This window comes from Eleftheria terrae (assembly GCF_030419005.1).
Taxonomy (GTDB): domain Bacteria; phylum Pseudomonadota; class Gammaproteobacteria; order Burkholderiales; family Burkholderiaceae_C; genus Caldimonas; species Caldimonas terrae.
Genome location: NZ_CP106951.1, coordinates 4,272,383 through 4,292,427 on the forward strand (window position 1 = coordinate 4,272,383; position 20,045 = coordinate 4,292,427).

19 protein-coding genes and 1 riboswitch are annotated in these 20,045 nt (G+C 68.8%); of the genes, 8 read left to right on the forward strand and 11 right to left on the reverse strand.

Features of this window, described 5'->3' with window-relative positions; genetic code table 11:
• Positions 1–113 precede the first annotated feature (113 nt).
• A complete protein-coding gene (locus tag N7L95_RS19125) occupies positions 114–1,016 on the reverse strand; it encodes a phosphoribosylaminoimidazolesuccinocarboxamide synthase (RefSeq protein WP_301256843.1) in 903 nt (300 codons plus the stop codon).
• 87 nt (positions 1,017–1,103) lie between these two features.
• Positions 1,104–2,183: a class II fructose-bisphosphate aldolase gene (gene fba, locus N7L95_RS19130; protein ID WP_301256844.1), complete on the reverse strand. Its 1,080-nt coding sequence runs from the start codon at positions 2,181–2,183 to the stop codon at positions 1,104–1,106.
• A 460-nt stretch (positions 2,184–2,643) separates the two neighbouring features.
• On the opposite strand from fba, the gene N7L95_RS19135 reads away from it, so the two are divergent.
• A complete protein-coding gene (locus N7L95_RS19135; protein WP_301256845.1) occupies positions 2,644–3,336 on the forward strand; it encodes a DUF481 domain-containing protein in 693 nt (230 codons plus the stop codon).
• Between the two features lie 51 nt (positions 3,337–3,387).
• Here the strand turns inward: N7L95_RS19135 and pyk are convergent, their stop codons facing one another.
• The 8 genes from pyk to ahcY form a co-directional block, all read right to left on the reverse strand.
• Entirely contained in the window at positions 3,388–4,821 is a 1,434-nt protein-coding gene (pyk, locus tag N7L95_RS19140) for a pyruvate kinase (RefSeq protein WP_301256846.1), read from the reverse strand.
• Between the two features lie 201 nt (positions 4,822–5,022).
• Positions 5,023–6,216, reverse strand: coding sequence for a phosphoglycerate kinase (locus N7L95_RS19145; protein WP_301256847.1), 1,194 nt, complete (start codon positions 6,214–6,216; stop codon positions 5,023–5,025).
• Between the two features lie 137 nt (positions 6,217–6,353).
• Entirely contained in the window at positions 6,354–6,683 is a 330-nt protein-coding gene (locus N7L95_RS19150) for an AzlD domain-containing protein (protein ID WP_301256848.1), read from the reverse strand.
• Entirely contained in the window at positions 6,680–7,432 is a 753-nt protein-coding gene (locus N7L95_RS19155) for an AzlC family ABC transporter permease (protein ID WP_301256849.1), read from the reverse strand. The genes N7L95_RS19150 and N7L95_RS19155 overlap by 4 nt, the downstream gene beginning before the upstream one ends.
• An 85-nt stretch (positions 7,433–7,517) precedes the next feature.
• Positions 7,518–8,111, reverse strand: coding sequence for an OmpW/AlkL family protein (locus N7L95_RS19160; protein ID WP_301256850.1), 594 nt, complete (start codon positions 8,109–8,111; stop codon positions 7,518–7,520).
• A gap of 162 nt (positions 8,112–8,273) precedes the next feature.
• Positions 8,274–9,122, reverse strand: a complete 849-nt coding sequence (gene metF, locus N7L95_RS19165; protein ID WP_301256851.1) for a methylenetetrahydrofolate reductase [NAD(P)H] — start codon at positions 9,120–9,122, stop codon at positions 8,274–8,276.
• A complete protein-coding gene (locus N7L95_RS19170) occupies positions 9,119–9,901 on the reverse strand; it encodes a TlyA family RNA methyltransferase (RefSeq protein WP_301256852.1) in 783 nt (260 codons plus the stop codon). Before N7L95_RS19170 ends, metF begins: the two co-directional genes overlap by 4 nt.
• A gap of 19 nt (positions 9,902–9,920) precedes the next feature.
• The gene (gene ahcY / locus N7L95_RS19175) at positions 9,921–11,366 is read right to left on the reverse strand and encodes an adenosylhomocysteinase (RefSeq protein WP_301256853.1); all 1,446 of its coding nucleotides are present in this window, start codon (positions 11,364–11,366) and stop codon (positions 9,921–9,923) included.
• A 69-nt stretch (positions 11,367–11,435) separates the two neighbouring features.
• Positions 11,436–11,543, reverse strand: a riboswitch (S-adenosyl-L-homocysteine riboswitch).
• 180 nt (positions 11,544–11,723) lie between these two features.
• Between ahcY and N7L95_RS19180 the strand changes: the two genes are divergently transcribed.
• Together N7L95_RS19180 and N7L95_RS19185 are read left to right on the forward strand one after the other, a co-directional pair.
• Positions 11,724–13,325: a peptide chain release factor 3 gene (locus tag N7L95_RS19180; protein ID WP_301256854.1), complete on the forward strand. Its 1,602-nt coding sequence runs from the start codon at positions 11,724–11,726 to the stop codon at positions 13,323–13,325.
• A 7-nt stretch (positions 13,326–13,332) separates the two neighbouring features.
• Entirely contained in the window at positions 13,333–14,112 is a 780-nt protein-coding gene (locus N7L95_RS19185; RefSeq protein ID WP_301256855.1) for an HAD family hydrolase, read from the forward strand.
• Positions 14,113–14,199: 87 nt separating this feature from the next.
• On the opposite strand, the gene metK is transcribed toward N7L95_RS19185, so the two are convergent.
• Complete coding sequence (gene metK, locus N7L95_RS19190; protein ID WP_301256856.1) at positions 14,200–15,378, reverse strand: methionine adenosyltransferase; 1,179 nt, start codon at positions 15,376–15,378, stop codon at positions 14,200–14,202.
• Between the two features lie 175 nt (positions 15,379–15,553).
• Between metK and N7L95_RS19195 the strand changes: the two genes are divergently transcribed.
• From N7L95_RS19195 to xerC, 5 genes are all read left to right on the forward strand, one after another.
• On the forward strand, positions 15,554–16,432 hold the full coding sequence (locus N7L95_RS19195) for a lysophospholipid acyltransferase family protein (RefSeq protein ID WP_301256857.1): 879 nt from the start codon (positions 15,554–15,556) through the stop codon (positions 16,430–16,432).
• A gap of 2 nt (positions 16,433–16,434) precedes the next feature.
• The gene (locus N7L95_RS19200) at positions 16,435–17,310 is read left to right on the forward strand and encodes an LpxL/LpxP family acyltransferase (RefSeq protein ID WP_301256858.1); all 876 of its coding nucleotides are present in this window, start codon (positions 16,435–16,437) and stop codon (positions 17,308–17,310) included.
• 189 nt (positions 17,311–17,499) lie between these two features.
• A complete protein-coding gene (gene dapF, locus N7L95_RS19205; protein WP_301256859.1) occupies positions 17,500–18,351 on the forward strand; it encodes a diaminopimelate epimerase in 852 nt (283 codons plus the stop codon).
• Positions 18,352–18,425: 74 nt separating this feature from the next.
• A complete protein-coding gene (locus N7L95_RS19210) occupies positions 18,426–19,103 on the forward strand; it encodes a DUF484 family protein (protein WP_301256860.1) in 678 nt (225 codons plus the stop codon).
• Positions 19,104–19,120: 17 nt separating this feature from the next.
• Entirely contained in the window at positions 19,121–20,038 is a 918-nt protein-coding gene (gene xerC, locus N7L95_RS19215; RefSeq protein WP_301256861.1) for a tyrosine recombinase XerC, read from the forward strand.
• Positions 20,039–20,045: the final 7 nt, after the last annotated feature.

Sequence of the window (20,045 nt, forward strand, 5' to 3'; positions counted from 1 at the left end):
GCGCCCGGGCGGGCGCCCCCCGGGCGGGCTGCCGCCCGCTGACTGGCGAGGAGTGGCCGCCCTGTGCCGCCGGCCAGCCACGGTGCCCCGCGGATGCCAGCGGGCGTGCGGAATCACTCGCCCATCAGCCGGGTCAGCGCTTCCTGGTATTTCGCAGCGGTTTTCTCCACCACCTCGGCCGGCAGCGCGGGCGCCGGCGCCTGCTTGTTCCAGGGGCGGCCATCGACCTGGGCCTGCTCCAGCCAGTCGCGCACGAACTGTTTGTCGTAGCTGGGTGGGTTGATGCCCTCGCGCCAGCCTTCCACCGGCCAGAAGCGCGAGGAATCGGGCGTCAGCACCTCGTCCATCAGCGTCAGCGTGCCGTCGGCATCGAGCCCGAACTCGAACTTCGTGTCGGCGATGATGATGCCCTTGGTCAGCGCAAAATCGGCCGCGGTCTGGTACAGCTGGATCGAGACGCTGCGGATGCGCTCGGCCAGGTCCGCACCGACGATGTCGACCATGCGCTCGAAGGAGATGTTCTCGTCGTGGTCGCCCATCTCGGCCTTGGTGGCCGGCGTGAAGATGGGCGCCGGCAGCTTGCTCGCATTGTTGAGGCCGGCCGGCAGCTTGACGCCGCAGACCTCGCCCGAAGCCTGGTACTCCTTCCACCCGCTGCCCGCCAGGTAGCCGCGCACCACCGCCTCCACCGGCAGCGGCTTCAGCCGCTTGACCAGCATGGAGCGGCCACGCACCTGGGCCACCTCGACCTCGGTGGCGACCACCGATTCCGGCAGCTCGCCCGTGAGGTGGTTGGGCACGATCCCTTGCAGCTTGTCGAACCAGAACAGCGCCATGCGTGTCAGCAGCTCGCCCTTGCCGGGAATGGGCTCGCCCATCACGACGTCGAAGGCCGAGAGCCGGTCGCTCGCGATCATCAGGATGCGGTCTTCACCGACGGCATAGTTGTCTCGCACCTTGCCGCGTGCCAGCAGCGGCAGCGACGAGATCGACGAGTTGAGCAGGGCAGCAGTCACGGGCGCAGTCTCCAGCAGCAGAAAAGAAAAAGCCCGCTGCAGGAGCGGGCTGTGTGCCGGCAGGCGCCGGGGCGCTGACAACGAGGGTCAGGCCACCTGGCGGTACTGAACGACCTGGGCCAGCTCACCCGAGGCATAGCGCTTGGCCACCTCGGCCAGCGGGATGGCCTTGATTTTACCGGCCTGGCCTTCGCAGCCGAACTCGACATAGCGCTGCTTGACGATCTTCTTGGCCGCTTCACGCGCGGGCTTCAGGTATTCGCGCGGGTCGAACTTCTCCGGATGCTCGACGAAGAACTTGCGGATGGCCGCCGTCATCGCCAGGCGGATGTCGGTGTCGATGTTGATCTTGCGCACGCCGTACTTGATGGCTTCCTGGATCTCCTCGACCGGCACGCCGTAGGTTTCCTTCATGTCGCCGCCGTACTTGCGGATCTCGGCCAGCAGGTCCTGCGGCACGCTGGAGGAGCCATGCATCACCAGGTGGGTGTTCGGAATGCGGGCGTGGATTTCCTTGATGCGGCTGATGGCCAGGATGTCGCCGGTGGGCTTGCGGGTGAACTTGTAGGCGCCGTGGCTGGTGCCGATGGCGATGGCCAGGGCGTCCAGCTGGGTCTGCTTGACGAAGTCGGCGGCCTGCTCGGGGTCGGTGAGCAGCTGGTCCATCGTCATCGTGGCGTCGGTGCCGTGGCCGTCTTCCTTGTCGCCCTTCATCGTTTCGAGCGAGCCCAGGCAGCCCAGTTCGCCTTCGACGGTGACGCCCAGGCCGTGCGCCAGGTCGACCACCTTCTTGGTCACTTCGACGTTGTACTCGTAGCTGGCGATGGTCTTGCCATCGGCCTGCAGCGAGCCGTCCATCATCACCGAGCTGAAGCCCAGGTCGATCGCGCCACGGCAGACGTCGGGCGACTGGCCGTGGTCCTGGTGCATCACGACCGGGATGTGCGGGTAGGCCTCAACGGCCGCCTGGATCAGGTGCTTCAGGAAGGCTTCGCCGGCGTACTTCCGCGCGCCTGCGGAGGCCTGCATGATCACCGGCGCGCCGACTTCCTCGGCGGCACTCATGATGGCCTGGACTTGTTCCAGGTTGTTGACGTTGAAGGCTGGAATGCCGTAGCCGTTTTCGGCGGCGTGGTCCAGCAGCTGGCGCATCGAGACGAGTGGCATGGTGGGGCCCCTGGGAGTTAGAAACCGGTGCTGCGCCCTCCGGCTGCCGCCCTGTTCTCGTGAAATAGGCGAAAGCCGTGAAACCGCAAGGTAATCGGGCGGATTCTAATGTGGCTGTCGGAAGGGAAGGTGACGGAAGGCTTCTCAATGCCGGCGCGCCCTGCAGCCCGGTGAGCCCTTGCCGAGAATGTTCGAAATTCGAAGAAACCTGCCGTACCTGCCAGGGGTTCCACTGGCAGTGGCGCTCCTGCTCGAAGCGCGCATGCAGCGCCGGCGGTTGGCTGGTCGCTGGCGGAGTTGCTCACATGGCAAACGATTCGCAACACAGGCCCCGAGGTGTCCCCCTAGATTGGGGGGCTCCCTCGATCCTTAACCTGTGCAGTAGTCAATGCCTATGCGAACATCCTTCCTTGCTCTGTCCTGGGGTCTGCTTTCCTTGCCCTGCCTCGTGCAGGCGCAGGTGACCGTGAAGCCCGACGGACAGTGGCGCCACCTCTTCGGCGCCTCGGCAAGCTATGCGACTGGCAATACCAAGGCGTCCAGCTTCAACCTGGCGGCCGACAGCGTGCGTGCCACCGACCATGACAAGCTCACCCTTGTCGGCCGCGCCCTCTATGGACGCAACCAGGGCAGGACCTCCGCGAACCGCGCCGCCCTGGGCAGCGACTACAACCGCGATCTGTCGGACCGCTGGTTCGGCTTCGGCCGCGGCGAGTATCAGCGCGACCGGCCGGCCAACCTGGCGCACCGCTGGATGGCATCCAGCGGGGTGGGCTACCACCTGGTGCGCAACGAGCGCGGCTTCTGGGACATCTCGGGCGGCCTGGGCTACACGCAGGACCGCTTCGTCGATCCGGTGGAGCTCGATGGCCGGGTGCGCAGCCGCTACGGCCGCTTCGAGGCAGTGCTCACCGAGGAGTCCAATTTCCGCCTGAGCCAGACCACCTCCTTCAAGCAGCGGCTGAGCCTGCTGCCGCAGCTGAACCAGCCGGGTGTCTGGCGGGCGGAATTCGATTCGGGGCTGGCGGTGGCGATGACGCAGCGGCTGAGCCTGACGGCAGGCCTGACCTATCGCTACAACACCGATCCCGGCGAGGGGGTGAAGCGCGGCGATGCGCTGTTCCTGACCGGGGTGTCGCTGCGCATGGATTGAGCGGACAGCCGCGGGCCGTGAACGGCCCGTGGCACCGTGTCCGCGCCGGCGTCAGCCGCCGACGCGGCAGACCTTCAGCATGTTGGTGCCACCGGGGTAGCCCATCGGCTCGCCGCAAGTGATGGCATAGGTGTCGCCCGGCTTCAGCATGCCGGCTTCCACCAGCAGCTGTTCGGCCTTGGCCAGCGCCGTGTCGCGGTCGGTGTAGGTCGGCATCAGGATGGGGCGCACATTGCGGTACAGCGTCATCTTGCGCTGCGACAGCGGCTGCGAGGTGAGGCCGAAGATCGGCACGTGGATCTTGTGGCGGCTCATCCACAGCGCGGTGGAGCCCGACTCCGTCAGCGCCACGATGGCCTTGCAGCCCAGGTGGTGGGCGGTGAACAGCGCACCCATCGCGATCGACTGGTCGATGCGGCCGAAGTGCTTGTTCTTGAAGTCCGCGTCCAGCGTCAGCTCTTCGGCACGCTCGGCTTCCAGCGCGATGGCGGCCATGTGCTCGATGGTCTCGATCGGGTACTTGCCGGCGGCGGTCTCCGCGCTCAGCATCACCGCGTCGGTGCCGTCCAGCACGGCGTTGGCCACGTCGCTCACCTCGGCGCGGGTCGGCACCGGGTTGACGATCATCGACTCCATCATCTGGGTCGCGGTGATCACCACCTTGTCCATCTCGCGGGCCATCTTGATCATGCGCTTCTGCAGCGCCGGCACCGCCGCATTGCCCACTTCCACCGCCAGGTCGCCGCGCGCCACCATGATGCCGTCGCTGGCCTTCAGGATCTGCTCCAGCACCGGGATGGCTTCGCTGCGCTCGATCTTGGCGATCAGGTGCGGCTTGTGGCGCCACGGCTCGCCCGCCACGTTGGCCAGCTGGCGCGCCATTTCCATGTCGGTGGCGTTCTTCGGGAAGGACACTGCCAGGTACTCGCACTGGAAGCTCATCGCGGTCTTGATGTCTTCCATGTCCTTGGCGGTCAGGGCCGGCGCGGTCAGGCCGCCGCCCTGCTTGTTGATGCCCTTGTTGTTGGACAGCTCGCCGCCGATCTTCACGAAGGTGTGGATCTCCTCGCCCTGCACCCGGTCCACCGTCAGCACGATCAAGCCGTCGTTGAGCAGCAGCACGTCGCCGGGCTTCACGTCGCGCGGCAGTGCCTTGTAGTCGAGGCCGACACGCTCGTTGCTGCCCAGTTCGGTGAGGCCGGCGTCGAGGATGAAGGGCTGGCCGTTCTCCAGCCAGGTGCGACCGCCGTCGAACTTGCCGACCCGGATCTTCGGGCCTTGCAGGTCGGCCATGATCGCGACCTGCTTGCCGGCGCGGGCGGCCGCCTCGCGCACCATGCTGGCGCGGTCGATGTGGTCCTGCGCCTTGCCGTGCGAGAAGTTCAGCCGCACGACATCGACGCCGGCGATGATCATGCGCTCCAGGACTTCAGGCGTGGACGAGGCGGGGCCGAGGGTGGCAACGATCTTGGTGGCGCGCGACATGGGGGGCAGTCTCCGGTATCGGGTTCGTAACTTTGTTCCAATTATCCGCTGCAAACCGGGTGCCTGAGTTACAAGTCCGGGCCTCTGCGGCGGTCTTTTTTGTATCAGACGCGGGATGTTGCCGAGGAGCGACGCGCCCCTCGAAAGCAAAAAGCCCCGCGGCCGGGCTCGGGCGCGGGGCGGCTTGCGGCGCGGGCGGGATCAGCCGGCGGCGCGCTTCTGCAGGATCTCGAAGGCCGGCAGGGTCTTGCCTTCCAGGATCTCCAGGAAGGCGCCACCGCCGGTCGAGATGTAGCCGACCTGCGGCTCGATGCCGTACTTGGCGATGGCCGCCAGCGTGTCGCCGCCGCCGGCGATCGAGAAGGCGGGTGAGTCGGCGATGGCGCGGGCGATGGTCTCGGTGCCGTGGGCGAAGGCGTCGAACTCGAACACGCCGACCGGGCCGTTCCAGACGATGGTGCCGGCCGATTTCAGCTTGTCGGCCAGCAGCTGGGCGGTCTTCGGGCCGATGTCGAGGATCATCTCGTCGGCGGCGACGTCGGTCGCGGCCTTGACGGTGGCCGGCGCGTCGGCCTTGAACTCCTTGGCCACCACCACGTCCTGCGGGATGGGCACTTCGGCGCCGCGCGCCTTCATGGCCTCGATCACCGCCTTGGCCTGGTCCACCAGGTCGGCTTCCACCAGCGACTTGCCCACCGGCAGGCCTGCGGCCAGCATGAAGGTGTTGGCGATGCCGCCGCCCACCACCAGCTGGTCGACGTTCTTGGCGAGGGCCTGCAGGATGGTGAGCTTGGTCGAGACCTTGGAGCCGGCGACGATGGCCACCAGGGGGCGCTTGGGATTGTCGAGTGCCTTGGTGATGGCATCGATCTCGGCGGCCAGCAGCGGCCCGGCGCAGGCGACCTTGGCAAATTGCGCGATGCCATAGGTGGACGCTTCGGCGCGGTGGGCGGTGCCGAAGGCATCGTGCACGAAGATGTCGCACAGCGCGGCCAGCTTGCGGGCCAGTTCCTCGCTGTTCTTCTTCTCGCCCTTGTTCAGGCGCACGTTCTCCAGCAGCACCACCTGGCCCGGCTGCACCTGCACGCCGTCGACCCAGTTGGACACCAGCGGCACCTCGCGGCCGAGCAGCTCGCCCAGGCGCTTGGCCACCGGGGCGAGCGAGTCCTCGGGCTTGAATTCGCCCTCGGTCGGGCGGCCCAGGTGGGAGGTGACCATCACCGCGGCGCCGGCGTCCAGGGCCTGGCGGATGGCGGGGATGGAGGCGCGGATGCGGGTGTCCTCGGTGATGTTGCCGGCGTCGTCCTGGGGCACGTTCAGGTCGGCGCGGATGAAGACGCGTTGGCCCTGGACCTTGCCCTGGCTGATCAGATCGGAAAAGCGCAGTACGTTCATGCTCGTTCTCTGTTTTCGATAAGGAAGACCGGCGCGGCCGGGGCAGGGCAGGCCCGCCTTCGTCCGCGAACAACAGAGGGATTGTGCCGCGCCCGGCCGGGACGTCCGGCTCCGAGTGGTTACGGCGGCCTCGCGCCTTACCAGCCGAGGCCGATGCGCAGCGGCAGGAAGACCGCCATGCCGACCAGGATGGTGCCCAGGATGCCGCGGCGCCAGAAGTAGTAGCCGGCCGCCGCCAGCGTGGCGGGCAGGCGGGCGTCCTGCAAGGTGGCGAGCAGGTGGCCCTGGGTCATCAGCACCTCAGGCGCGATGACCGCGCCCAGCGCCGCCAGCGGCGCATAGCGCAGGCCGCGGCGCACCCAGCCGGGCAGCGGCAGGTCCTGCTCGGGGATCAGGAAGAAGGCGCGGGTGAGCACCGTGATGAAGGTCAGCCCGAGGATGGTGAGGATGGTCTCCCAGGTGCTCATCGTGTCGACTCCTCGCGACGCGCGCGCGAGCGGCGGTGGGCCTGCTCGGCCGCCTCGATGGCCAGCCCCACTGCCACGGCGGCGGCGATCGCAACCAGGATGTTGAGCTTGAGCGGCAGCGCGTAGGCCGCGACCGCCGCAGCCGCGGCCGTGCCGCAGGCCAGCCAGGTGGCCTTGTCCTGCAGCATCGAGCAGGTGATGCCCAGCAGGGCCAGCACGCCGGCGAAGCCCAGGCCCCATTCGACCGGGATGACATTGGCCAGCGCAATGCCGGCCATCGACGAGCCCTGCCAGGCCACCCAGTTCATTGTCACGCCGCCCCAGAAGTAGGGCAGCTGCTCGGGCACCGGCCCGGCATCGGGGAAGCGCTTCATGAACATCACGTAGTTCAGGTCACCGCTGACATAGCCCACCAGGCAGCGCTGCCAGCGCGGCAGGTGGGCGAAGTAGGGCCGCCACATGGCGCTGAAGATGACGAAGCGCAGGTTGATGCACAGCGCGGTGGCCCAGACCACCCAGATGGGCGCGCCGGAGGCGATCAGCGGGATGGCGGTGAGCTGGGCGCTGCCGGCGAACACCAGCAGCGACATCAGCACCGCCAGGGGCACCGGCAGGTCGTTCTTGACCATGGCGACGCCGGTCACCAGCCCCCAGGCAGCCACGCCCAGTGAGAGGTTGAGCATGTCGCGCGCGCCACGGCGGAATTCCGGGTGGCGGGCGATGGCGCGGGCGGGGGCGAGGGCGGACATGCAAGCAGCGGTAAAACCACCATTCTCGCCGCCCCGGTTGAAAGCCCGCTGAGCGCGGGCGCCGGCCCTTGCGGTCGGCCGGGTCTCAGAAGCGCATGCCGATGCCGATGCCGAGCAGCAGCGGGTCGACCTTCAGGCGGCCCAGCTTGTCGCCGGCGGCGCTGACGTCGGTGCGGATCTGCACCTTCTTCAGGTCGAGGTTGAGGTAGAGGTTCTTGCTCAGCGCGTAGTCCACCCCCGCCTGCAGCGCCAGGCCGACGCTGTTCTTGTCGATGCTCACGCCCGCCGGCAGGTCGATGCTGGAGAAGCGGGTGTAGTTGATGCCGGCGCCCAGGTAGGGCTTGAAGCCGGCCGTCGCGTCGAAGTGGTACTGCAGCAGCAGCGTGGGCGGCAGGTGCTTGAGGCTGCCGATGCGGGTGTCGCCGGAGCGCACCGTGTGCTTCTGCGGATAGGTCAGGACCAGCTCGGCCGCCAGGTTGGGCGTGAAGAAGTAGGAGACGTCGAACTCGGGGATGACCTTGTCGTTGACGTTCAGGTCCAGTCCGGTGCTGTCTTTGTTGGCGCTGTCCAGGTTCACCGCGCGCACACGCAGCAACCAGGGCTGGTCTTCGGCCTGGACGGCAGGGGCGAGGGTGGCCAGGGCCAGGGCGACGACGCCGGTGAGGGTCTTGATCTTCATGTTGTGTCGAGAGAGCTTGCGGGGAACATTCCCGACACGTATTGCACGGCCCGGCGGCCGTGGCGGCCTTGCCCGAGGTCAAAGGCCGGCGGCGGTGGCTGCGGCGCCTCGCCGGCCCTTGAGACAGGTCAGGGCCTGAGGCAGCGGCGGCGCGCCCCTGCCTCAGGCGGCCAGGCCGAGCCGGCGGCAGATCTCGGTGGTGGCGGTGGCCTGGTTCATCGTGTAGAAGTGGAAGCCGGGGGCGCCTTCGCGCCGCAGGCGGTCGCACAGCTGGGTCACCACGTCGAGGCCGAAGGCCTGGATCGAGTCCCGGTCGTCACCGAAGGCCTGCAGCCGGCTGCGGATCCAGCGCGGGATCTCGGCGCCGCAGGTGTCGGAGAAGCGCATCAGCTGGGTCGAGTTGGTGATGGGCATGATGCCGGCGATGACCGGAATGTCCAGCCCCATGCGCCGCACGTCGTCGACGAAGCGGAAGTAGGCGTCCGCGTTGTAGAAGTACTGCGTGATGGCCACATCGGCCCCGGCCCGTACCTTGGTGGCGAAGGCCTGCAGGTCGGCTTCCGGCGAGCGGGCCTGCGGATGGGTCTCGGGATAGGCGGCCACCTCGATGTGGAAGTGGTCGCCGGTCTCGGCTCGGATGAAGGCGACCAGGTCGCTGGCATGGCGGAACTCGCCGAATCCGCCGTAGCCGGAGGGCAGGTCGCCGCGCAGCGCGACCAGGCGGCGGATTCCGTCCTGGCGGAACTGCTGCAGCTTCTCGCGGATGCTGTCCTGGGACGCGCCGATGCACGAGAAGTGCGGCGCGGCGTCATGGCCCTCGGCCAGGATGGCACGCACCGCCTGCAAGGTGCCGTCCTGCGTCGAGCCGCCGGCGCCGTAGGTCACCGAGCAATAAGCTGGCTGCAGCGCATAGAGCTTCTGGCGCACGGCGGCCAGCTTGTCGACCCCGTCGGGCGTCTTGGGCGGGAAGAATTCGAGGCTGACCGGCAAGCGGTGCGGGGATGGAGTCATCGTGGTTCCTCTGGCGCCGGGGCGGCGCCAAGGGCCGCCCAGACGAAAAATTCGCGGTTGCCGTCGCCGCCGGTGATGGGGCTGTCGAAATAGTCGTGCACCTGCCAGCCGAGCGCCGCGCAGCCTTCGCGCACGCGGGCCTCCAGCAGCGGGTACTGGCTCGCGTCCTTCACCAGGCCGCCCTTGCCGACATGGGCGGGCCCGACCTCGAACTGCGGCTTCACCAGCAGCAGCGCGTCGCCGCCGGGCGCCAGCCAGCCGGCCAGCGAGGGCAGCACGCGGGTCAGGGGGATGAAGGAAAGGTCAGCCACCACCAGGCCGAAGCGCTGGCCGTGGCATTCGGTGGCGAAGCGCGAGCCGCTCCAGTCGCGGGCGTTGACACCCTCGAAGGCCAACACGCGGGCGTCGGCCTGCAGCCGCGGATGCAGCTGGCCGTGGCCGACGTCCACGCCCACCACGCGGGCGGCGCCGCGCTGCAGCAGCACGTCGGTGAAGCCGCCGGTGCTCTGGCCGACGTCGAGGCAGTCGCGGCCGCGCACGTCCAGGCCGGTGTGGGCGAGCGCGCCGTCCAGCTTGAGGCCGCCGCGCGAGACGAAGCGCAGCTCGGCGTCGTCGAGCAACTGCAGCGCGCTGCCCTCGGGCAGCTCTTCGCCGGCCTTGCGCACCACGGCCCAGCCGCGCGGGCCCTGCCACTGCACGGCCGCGCGCTCGATCAGGCGCTGGGCCGCCGAGCGGCTCGGTGCCAGGCCCTGGCTCACCAGCAACTGGTCGGCGCGCATCGTGGCAGGCCCGTGGCGATCAGTAGCGGTAGGTGTCGGGCTTGAAGGGGCCGTGCTGCGGCACGCCGATGTAGGCGGCCTGCTCCTCGCTCAGCTCGGTGAGCTGGGCGTTGAGCTTCTTCAGTTGCAGGCGGGCGACCTTCTCGTCCAGGTGCTTGGGCAGCACGTAGACCTTGCCGACGGCGTAGTAGTCGGGCCGGGTGAACAGCTCGATCTGCGCAATCGTCTGGTTGGCGAAGCTCGAGGACATCACATAGCTCGGGTGGCCAGTGCCGCAGCCCAGGTTCACCAGCCGGCCCTTGGCCAGCAGGATGATGCGCTTGCCGTCCGGGAAGATCACATGGTCCACCTGGGGCTTGATCTCCTCCCACTGGTACTTCTCGAGCGAGGCGACCTCGATCTCGTTGTCGAAGTGGCCGATGTTGCAGACGATCGCCTGGTCCTTCATGCGGGCCATGTGCTCGTGGGTGATGACGCCCTTGTTGCCGGTGGCGGTCACGAAGATGTCGGCCTTGTCGGCCGCGTATTCCATCGTCACGACGCGGTAGCCTTCCATCGCGGCCTGCAGGGCGCAGATCGGGTCGATCTCGGTCACCCAGACCTGGGCCGACAGGGCGCGCAGCGCCTGGGCCGAGCCCTTGCCCACGTCGCCATAGCCCGCCACCACCGCGATCTTGCCGGCCACCATCACGTCGGTGGCGCGCTTGATGCCGTCCACCAGCGACTCGCGGCAGCCATAGAGGTTGTCGAACTTGCTCTTGGTGACGCTGTCGTTGACGTTGATGGCGCGGAACAGCAGCGTGCCCTTGCTCGACATCTCGTTGAGGCGGTGCACCCCGGTGGTGGTTTCCTCGGTCACGCCGATGATCTGGGCGCTCTTGCGGCTGTACCAGGTGCTGTCTTCGGCCAGCTTCGCCTTGATGGCAGCGAACAGCTCCTGCTCTTCCTCGCTGCCGGGGTTGGCGATGACCGAGGGGTCCTTCTCGGCGCGCTTGCCCAGGTGCATCAGCAGCGTCGCGTCGCCGCCGTCATCGAGGATCATGTTGGGGCCTTCGCCCTCGGCGCCCTTGGGGCCGAACTCGAAGATGCGGTGGGTGTAGTCCCAGTAGTCCTTCAGCGACTCGCCCTTGTAGGCGAACACCGGGGTGCCGGCGGCCACCAGGGCGGCGGCCGCATGGTCCTGGGTCGAGAAGATGTTGCACGAGGCCCAGCGCACCTGGGCGCCCAGGGCCTGCAGCGTTTCCACCAGCACGGCGGTCTGGATGGTCATGTGCAGCGAGCCGGTGATGCGCGCGCCCTTGAGCGGCTGCTGGGCCGCGAATTCCTCGCGGATGGCCATCAGGCCGGGCATCTCGGTCTCGGCGATCTTGATTTCCTTGCGGCCCCAGGCAGCCTGCGACAGGTCGGCGATGACGCAATCCACGCCTTCGTGGGTGGTGTGCAGGGGTTTGACGACAGCGTTCATTCGTTTCTCCAAGAGGAAAAACCGCTGTGCACTGGGGGCTGGAGGGTCGAGCTCACCCGGCAGGACACATGCGGGTGAGCGCGGTTGCAAATGAAGTTCCGAGCCTGGGGCCGGATGCTGGCGGCGCGCTGGCGGGGGCCAGGGCGGCAGCGGGGCCTTGCAACGCTCCTCGGAAGGCTGCAATTGTAGACAGCCGGCGGCCGCTTGTGGGGCGTTTCGGTGCCATTCGCGTTTTTCGGCCCGCAAAACCGGTAGGATTCCGCTTCGCGCCACCCCGGCGCCGTCGGCCTGCCGCCGTTTGAAGAGCCCCAGTGAGCCAGCGCTCACCCCTCGCGGGCTCGTCTGGAGTACTTGTTCGTGTCTTTCACTTCTGAAACGCGGCGTCGCCGCACCTTCGCCATCATCTCCCACCCGGACGCCGGCAAGACCACGCTCACCGAGAAGCTGCTGCTGTTCTCCGGCGCCATCCACATCGCCGGCTCGGTGAAGGCGCGCAAGGCCTCGCGCCATGCCACCTCCGACTGGATGGAGATCGAAAAGCAGCGCGGCATCTCGGTGGCCAGCTCGGTGATGCAGATGCTCTACCGCGACCATGTGGTCAACCTGCTCGACACCCCGGGGCACAAGGACTTCTCGGAAGACACCTACCGCGTGCTGACGGCGGTCGACTCGGCGCTGATGGTGATCGACGCGGCCAACGGCGTGGAGGCGCAGACCAAGCGCCTGATCGAGGTCTGCCGCCAGCGCGACACGCCCATCATCACCTTCGTCAACAAGATGGACCGGGAAGGGCGCGACCCGATCTCGCTGCTCGACGAGATCGAGGCCGAGCTGGGCATGCCTTGCGTGCCAATGACATGGCCGGTGGGCCAGGGCAAGGCCTTCGGCGGCATCGTCAACCTGCGCCAGCAGAACATGCGGCTGTTCAAGGCCGGCGCCGACCGCCTCACCGACGACGAGACGGTGCCGCTGAGCGAGGCCGAAGCCCTGCGCCAGCGCTTCGGGCACGACTTCGAGTTGGCCGAGCAGAACATCGAGCTGCTGGGCGCGGCCGCGCCGGCCTTCGACATGGAGGCCTTCCTCGCCGCCAAGCAGACGCCGGTGTTCTTCGGCTCGGCCGTCAACAACTTCGGCGTGCAGGAGGTGCTGGACGCGCTGGTCGACCTGGCGCCGCCGCCGGCGCCGCGGCAGACCACCACCCGCCGGGTGGAGCCGGACGAGGAGCAGTTCTCGGGCGTGGTCTTCAAGGTGCAGGCCAACATGGACCCCTCGCACCGCGATCGCATCGCCTTCGTGCGGGTCTATTCCGGTCGCTACACCCAGGGCATGAAGCTGAAGGTGCAGCGCACCGGCAAGGAGCTGCGGCCGACCAGCGTGGTGACCTTCCTGTCGCAGCGCCGCGAGGCGGTGGACGAGGCCTATGCCGGCGACATCATCGGCTTCACCACCCATGGCGGGGTGCAGCTGGGCGACACCATCACCGAAGGCGAGTCGCTGCAGTACACCGGCCTGCCCTTCTTCGCGCCGGAGCTGTTCCAGGCGGTCGAGTTGGCCAATCCGATGAAGAGCAAGCAGCTGCAGGCTGGCTTGCTGCAACTGGGCGAGGAGGGCGCGATCCAGGTCTTCCGCCCGCAGGAAGGCGGCGCGATGCTGCTGGGCGCGGTCGGCCAGCTGCAGTTCGAGGTGGTACAGCACCGCCTGAAGGCCGAGTACAGCGTGGACGTGCGCCTGATGCCGTCGCGCTTCGTCGGCGCGCGCTGGATCACCGCGGACAGCGCGGAGGAACTGAAGAAGTTCACCGACGCCAATGGCAGCAAGCTGGCCCTGGATGCGGCCGACACGCTGGCCTACCTGATGACCTCGCCCTACGACCTGCGGCTGACGCAGGAGCGTTTCCCGAAGATCCATTTCCACCCGCTGCGCGAGCACGCCGGGCTGGTGCTGCAGAAAGCGGCCTGAGGCGCGCATGCGGCCGCTGGCCGACTGGCCGCCCGGCGAGCGCCGGGCGCTGCGGGGCGTCTTCACCGACATCGACGACACGCTGACCTGCGACGGCGCCATCGAGCCCGAGGCGCTGCAGGCCCTGCATGCCCTGCGCGAGGGCGGCCTGGTGGTGATCGCGGTCACCGGCCGGCCGATGGGCTGGTCGCTGCCCTTTGCCAGCCGCTGGCCGGTGGCGGCCATCGTGCCCGAGAACGGCGCGCTGGCCCTGCTGCCCGACGGGCGGCAGTGGTTCGTGCAGGACGCGGCGACCCGCGCCCGCAACGCCCGGCGCCTGGCCGACGTGGCGGCGCGGGTGCTGGCCGAGGTGCCGGGCGCCGCGCTGGCGCAGGACAGTGCGGGCCGCCTGACCGACATCGCCATCGACCATGGCGAGTTCGCCTGCCTGCCGCCAGAGCGCATCGAGCAGGTGGTGGCGCTGATGCGCTCCGAGGGGCTCACCGCGACGGTCAGCTCCATCCATGTCAACGGCTGGATCGGCAGCCACAGCAAGTGGACCGGCGCGGTCTGGATTGCTCGGGAATTGCTCGGCGTTGACCTCTTTGCCGAACTCGACCGCTGGGCTTACGTCGGCGACTCCACCAACGACCAGGTGATGTTCGAACGCTTCCGCCACAGCGTGGGCGTGGCCAACATCGCGCGCTTCGTGCCCCGGCTGGCACACCTGCCACGCTATGTGACCCGGGCGGAGCGCGGCCGCGGTTTTGCCGAGCTGGCGCGGGCGCTGATCGCGGCGCGGGCATGAAAAAGCCGCCCGGGCCGGGTGGCCGGGGCGGCGTCCTGGTGCCTGGAAGGCGGGGCCGGGCCTGCCATGCGGCAGGCTGCGCACGCCTTACAGGCCGGCGGCGGCGCGCAGGGCGGCTGCCTTGTCGGTGGCTTCCCAGCTGAACTCGGGCTCTTCGCGGCCGAAGTGGCCGTAGGCGGCCGTCTTGGAATAGATCGGGCGCAGCAGGTTCAGCATCTGGATGATGCCCTTGGGCCGCAGGTCGAAGTGCTCACGCACCAGGGCCGCGATCTTGTCATCGGGGATCTTGCCGGTGCCTTCGGTGTAGACCGTGATGTTCATCGGCTGGGCCACGCCGATGGCATAGGCCACCTGGATCTGGCACTGCCGCGCCAGGCCGGCCGCGACGATGTTCTTGGCCACGTAGCGGGCGGCATAGGCGGCCGAGCGGTCGACCTTGGACGGGTCCTTGCCCGAGAACGCACCGCCGCCGTGCGGGCAGGCGCCGCCGTAGGTGTCGACGATGATCTTGCGGCCGGTCAGGCCGCAGTCGCCCTGCGGGCCGCCGATCACGAAACGCCCGGTCGGGTTGACCAGGTAGCGGGTTTCCTTCAGCCACTCGGCCGGCAGCACCGGCTTGATGATCTCTTCGATGACGCCTTCGATGAACTCGGGCTTCATCTTGGTGCCGTCGCTCATCTCCGGCGAATGCTGGCTGGACAGCACCACCGTGTCGATGCTGTGCGGGCGACCGTCGACGTAGCGCATCGTGACCTGGCTCTTGGCGTCCGGGCGCAGCCAGGGCAGGCGGCCGTCCTTGCGCAGCTGCGCCTGGCGCTCGACCAGGCGGTGGGCGTAGTAGATCGGCGCGGGCATCAGCTCGGGCGTTTCGTCGCAGGCGTAGCCGAACATCAGGCCCTGGTCGCCGGCGCCCATGTTGAGGTGGTCGTCGGAGGCGTGGTCCACGCCCTGGGCGATGTCGTTGCTCTGCTTGTCGTAGGCCACCAGCACCGCGCAGCCCTTGTAGTCGATGCCGTACTCGGTGTTGTCGTAGCCGATGCGCTTGATGGTGTCGCGTGCGACCTGGATGTAGTCGACATGCGCGTTGGTGGTGATTTCGCCGGCCAGCACCACCAGGCCGGTGTTGCACAGGGTCTCGGCCGCCACGCGGGAGCGCGGGTCCTGCTCGAAGATCGCGTCTAGGATGGCGTCCGAGATCTGGTCGGCCACCTTGTCCGGATGACCCTCGGACACGGATTCAGAAGTGAAGAGAAAATCGTTCGCCACGGTGTGACTCCAATAAGTTGACCCTGGGACGCGTTGCCGGCACAGGTGTTTGGAGGTGCGGCGAACGCTTTAGCGGTACTTGTTGGACCAATGTCCAGCGAGGCCTCGCTATCCTTGGACCCCGCGCCGCCCCGCAAGTTGTTCTTTAAACCGGCGACCGCGCGATTATAGAAACATGCTCACTCTCTTTCGCTTGCTTTCTCGGTGCCCCCTGAGGGTTTTGCACGTCTTTGGCTCCATTCTTGGCTGGCTGACCTGGTGGGGCTCGCCGACCTACCGTCGCCGTTTCCGCGAAAACGTCACGCAGGCCGGCCTGCCGTGGGCCCGGGTGCGTCCGGCGATCGCGGCGGCGGGGCAGATGGTGATGGAGCTGCCCTGGCTGTGGATGCGTCCGGCCGACCGGCCGTTCGGCGACCGGGTGACATGGACCCGCAGCGAATTGATCCATGAGGCCTACGCCGCCGGCCGCGGCGTGATCTTCCTCACGCCGCACCTCGGCAGCTTCGAGGTGACGGCGCAGTCGTATGCCGAGCTGTTCGGGCCGCGGCACGGCCCGTTGACGGTGTTGTACCGGCCGGCCCGCAAGGCGGCCATCCGTCCCATCGTCGATGGCGGGCGCCAGCGCCCCGGACTGGCCACGGCGCCGGCGACGCTGGCCGGCGTGCGGCAGATGATCCGTGCGCTGCGCCAGGGGCAGGCAGTGGGCCTGCTGCCGGACCAGGTGCCACCGGAAGGGCTGGGCGTGTGGGCGCCGTTCTTCGGCCGCCCGGCCTACACCATGACGCTGGCTGCCCGGCTGGCTCAGCAGACCGGCGCCCGGGTGCTGCTGACCTGGGGCGAGCGACTGCCGCGTGGACGGGGCTACCTGGTGCATGTGAGCGCATTGGACGAGCCGCTGCCGGAAGCGGGCGAGGATCAAGCACAATCGGCCGCCGCCCAGATCAACCAAGCGATGGAACGACTCATCCTCCAGTGCCCCCAGCAGTACCTCTGGGGCTATCACCGCTACAAGGAGCCGCGCCAGGACCCGCAGTTCCAGGCGGGGGCCCGCTGAGCATGGGCGCACGACTGCTGATCGGCCTGCTGTGGCTGTTGCATTGGCTGCCGCTGCCCTGGCTCGCGGCGCTGGGGCGGGGGCTGGGGCGGCTGTTGTACCGGCTGGCCGGGTCGCGGCGGCGCATCGCGCTGCGCAACATCGAGCTGTGCCTGCCTGCGCTCGGCCCCGCCGAGCGCGAGGCGCTGGCGCGTGACCACTTCCAGTGGCTGGCCCGCAGCATCCTGGAGCGCTCGCTGCTCTGGTATGCGAGCGAAGCGCGGCTGCGCCGGCTCATCCACGTGGAAGGCGACGTCGGCCTGGCCGACCGCAGCGAGCGCCCGGTGATGTGGCTGGTGCCGCACTTCATGGGGCTGGACGTGGCGGGCGCCGCGGTGCAACTCTATGGCCAGAAGACCGCGGCTTCCATCTACCAGGCGCAGAGCAACAAGGTTTTTGACGCCGCCATCCGCAAGGGGCGGCTGCGCTTCGGCCGTTCGCAGATCTTCTCGCGGCAGGAGTCGGCCAAGCCGCTGATGCGCTGCATCAAGCAGGGCTCGCCCTTCTTCAACCTGCCGGACATGGACTTCGGCCGCCAGGACGCCGCCTTCGTGCCCTTCTTCGGCGTGCCGGCCGCCACGCTGCTGGCGCCGTCGCGCATGGCGCGTGCGCTGAACATGGTGGTGCAGCCGGTGGTGGCCGAGATCCTGCCTGGCGGCCAGGGCTATCGCGTGCGCTTCCTGCCGCCCTGGAGCCACTTCCCGACCGACCAGCCCGAGGCCGACGCCTTGGCGATGAACCGCTGGATCGAGTCCGAGATCCGGCAGAACCCGGCGCAATACCTCTGGGTGCACAAGCGCTTCAAGACGCGGCCGGACGGGGAGCCGAAGCTGTATTGAGCGCCCGGCCGGGCGTCTGGCAGCGGGCAGTGCATCCACCGCGACGCGCACGCGGCGCCGCGGCGCCCGGCATGCGGGCAGGCAGGCACGCCTCTGGCAGGGCAGGGGCGGGGCTGCTCCGCGCTCTCCGCCCTCCTTCGGCCGCCCTGAGTCGTCTCTGCTCGCCAGCCGGCGGATAATCGCCCCCTTATGAAGCTGCGCTTTACCAAGATGCAGGGCGCGGGCAACGACTTCGTCGTGCTCGATGCGACCCGCCAGCCCCTGGACCTGGGCCCCGACGACTACCGCCGGCTGGCCGACCGGCGCTTTGGTGTCGGTGCCGACCAGATCCTGATCGTGGGACCGGCGCCGGAGCCCGGCATCGACTTCAGCTACCGCATCGTCAATGCCGACGGCAGCGAGGTCGAGCAATGCGGCAACGGCGCCCGCTGCTTCGCCAAGTTCGTGCACGACCGGGGCCTGAGCACGAAGGCCGCCATCCGCGTGCGCACGATCAGCGGCGTGATCGAGCCTCGCCTGCAGGCCGACGGCCGCGTCACGGTGGACATGGGCACGCCGGTGTTCGAGCCGGCCCGCGTGCCCTTCGACACGAGCGGCCTGCAGCCGCGGGCGCTGGGCGAGGCCGAGCAATGGCCGCTGGCGCTCGGTGCCGACACCGCCTGGGTGGCGGTGGCCTCCATGGGCAACCCGCATGCGGTGCTGCGCGTCGATGATGTCGACACCGCGCCGGTGGCCGACTGGGGGCCGCAGATCGAGCGGCACCTGCGCTTTCCGCGGCGCGTCAACGCCGGCTTCCTGCAGGTGGTGTCGCGCCGCCAGGTGCGCCTGCGTGTCTTCGAGCGGGGCGCCGGCGAGACGCTGGCCTGTGGCACCGGCGCCTGCGCGGCGGTGGTCTGCGGCATCCGGCTGGGCTGGCTCGACCGCGAGGTCGAGGTCGAGACCCGTGGCGGGCGGCTGCGCATCGAATGGCCGGGCGGCGATGCGCCGGTCTTGATGACCGGGCCTGCCGTGACGGTCTTCGAAGGCGAGATCGACCTCTAACCCCTCGGCCAGGTGGTGCCGCTTGCCGACCCCGTGCCTGCCGCCGTCCTCGGCCCTTCACCACGACCCGAATCATGAGCATCCAAGGTATCACCGAAGACGACATCGCCAACTACCTGGCGAACACCCCCGGCTTCTTCGAGCGGCAGACCGAGCTGCTGGCGACCATCCGGCTGACCAGCCCGCACGGCAACCGGGCCGTCTCGCTGCAAGAGCGGCAGATGGAGCTGCTGCGCGAGAAGAACAAGGGCCTGGAGCTGAAGCTGGTCGAGATGATCCGCCACGGCCAGGAGAACATGGCCATCGCCGACCGGCTGCACCGCTGGACGCGTGCTGTCATGCTGACCACCGAGCCGGCCGAGATCCCGGCCCTGATGGTGCGCGAGCTGAAGGACCAGTTCATGATCCCGCAGGCCGGCATCCGGGTGTGGGGCGTGGCGCCGGCGTATGCGGGGCACGATTTTGCGCAAGGCGTGAAGGACGACACCCGCTCCTTCGCCACCAGCCTGACCTTGCCCTACTGCGGCGTCAATTCCGGCTTCGAGCCGGTGTCCTGGCTGGACGACCCGGCCAGCGTGATGTCGGTGGCCCTGGTGCCGCTGCGTCACGGCATGAACCTGCCGGCCTTCGGCCTGCTGGTGCTGGCCTCGCCGGACCCGACGCGCTACAGCGCCGACATGGGGACCGAGTTCCTGATGCGGGTGGGTGAGCTGGCCAGCGCCGGCCTGTCGCGGCTGCTGCCGCCCGTTTGATTCCGGGCCGGGCCGCCATGGACGCGCGCATCGAGCGATACCTGGAGCACCTGCGCGTGGAGCGCCGGGTGGCGCCGCTCACGCTCGACACCTATGCGGCCGAGCTGGCCGTCCTGGCCGCGATGGCCGCCGAGGCGAAGCTGTCGCTGCAGGAGGTGCAGCCCCACCATGTGCGCCGCTGGATGGCCACGCTGCATGGGCAGGGGCGTTCCGGCCGCACGCTGGGCAAGACGCTGAGCGCCTGGCGCGGGCTGTTCCGCTGGCTGGGCCGGGAGGGCGAGGTGGCGCTCAACCCGGTGGACGGCGTGCGCCCGCCCAAGTCGCCCAAGCCGCTGCCCAAGGCCTTGTCGGTGGAGCAGTCGATGCAGCTGGCCGACCTGCAGCAGCCCGACGCCGATCCGGTGCTGGAGGCGCGTGACCGCTGTCTGGTCGAGATGCTCTATGGCTGCGGCCTGCGCATCAGCGAGCTGGTCGGGCTGGATGCCGAGGCCAGCGCGCAGGCCAAGGGCTATGTGGACCTGGCCGCGGCCGAGGCGCATGTGCTCGGCAAGGGTGCCAAACGGCGCGCAGTGCCGATCGGCTCGGCCGCGCTGGCTGCGCTGCAGTCGTGGCTGGCACGGCGGCCGGCACTGCTGCGGGGCGATGCGGCGCCGCTCTTCGTGAACGAGCGCGGCACCCGGATGACGCCTCAGCAGGTGCGCGTGCGGCTGAAGCAGCGCGCCATCCAGGCCGGCGTGCCGACCCATGTGCATCCCCACATGCTGCGGCACTCCTTCGCGTCCCACCTGTTGCAGTCCAGCGGCGACCTGCGGGCGGTGCAGGAGCTGCTGGGACATGCCAGCATCGCCACCACCCAGGTCTATACCCGTCTGGACTTCCAGCACCTGGCCAAGGTCTACGACGCCGCCCATCCACGCGCCAAGCGCAACACCTGATTCCGGG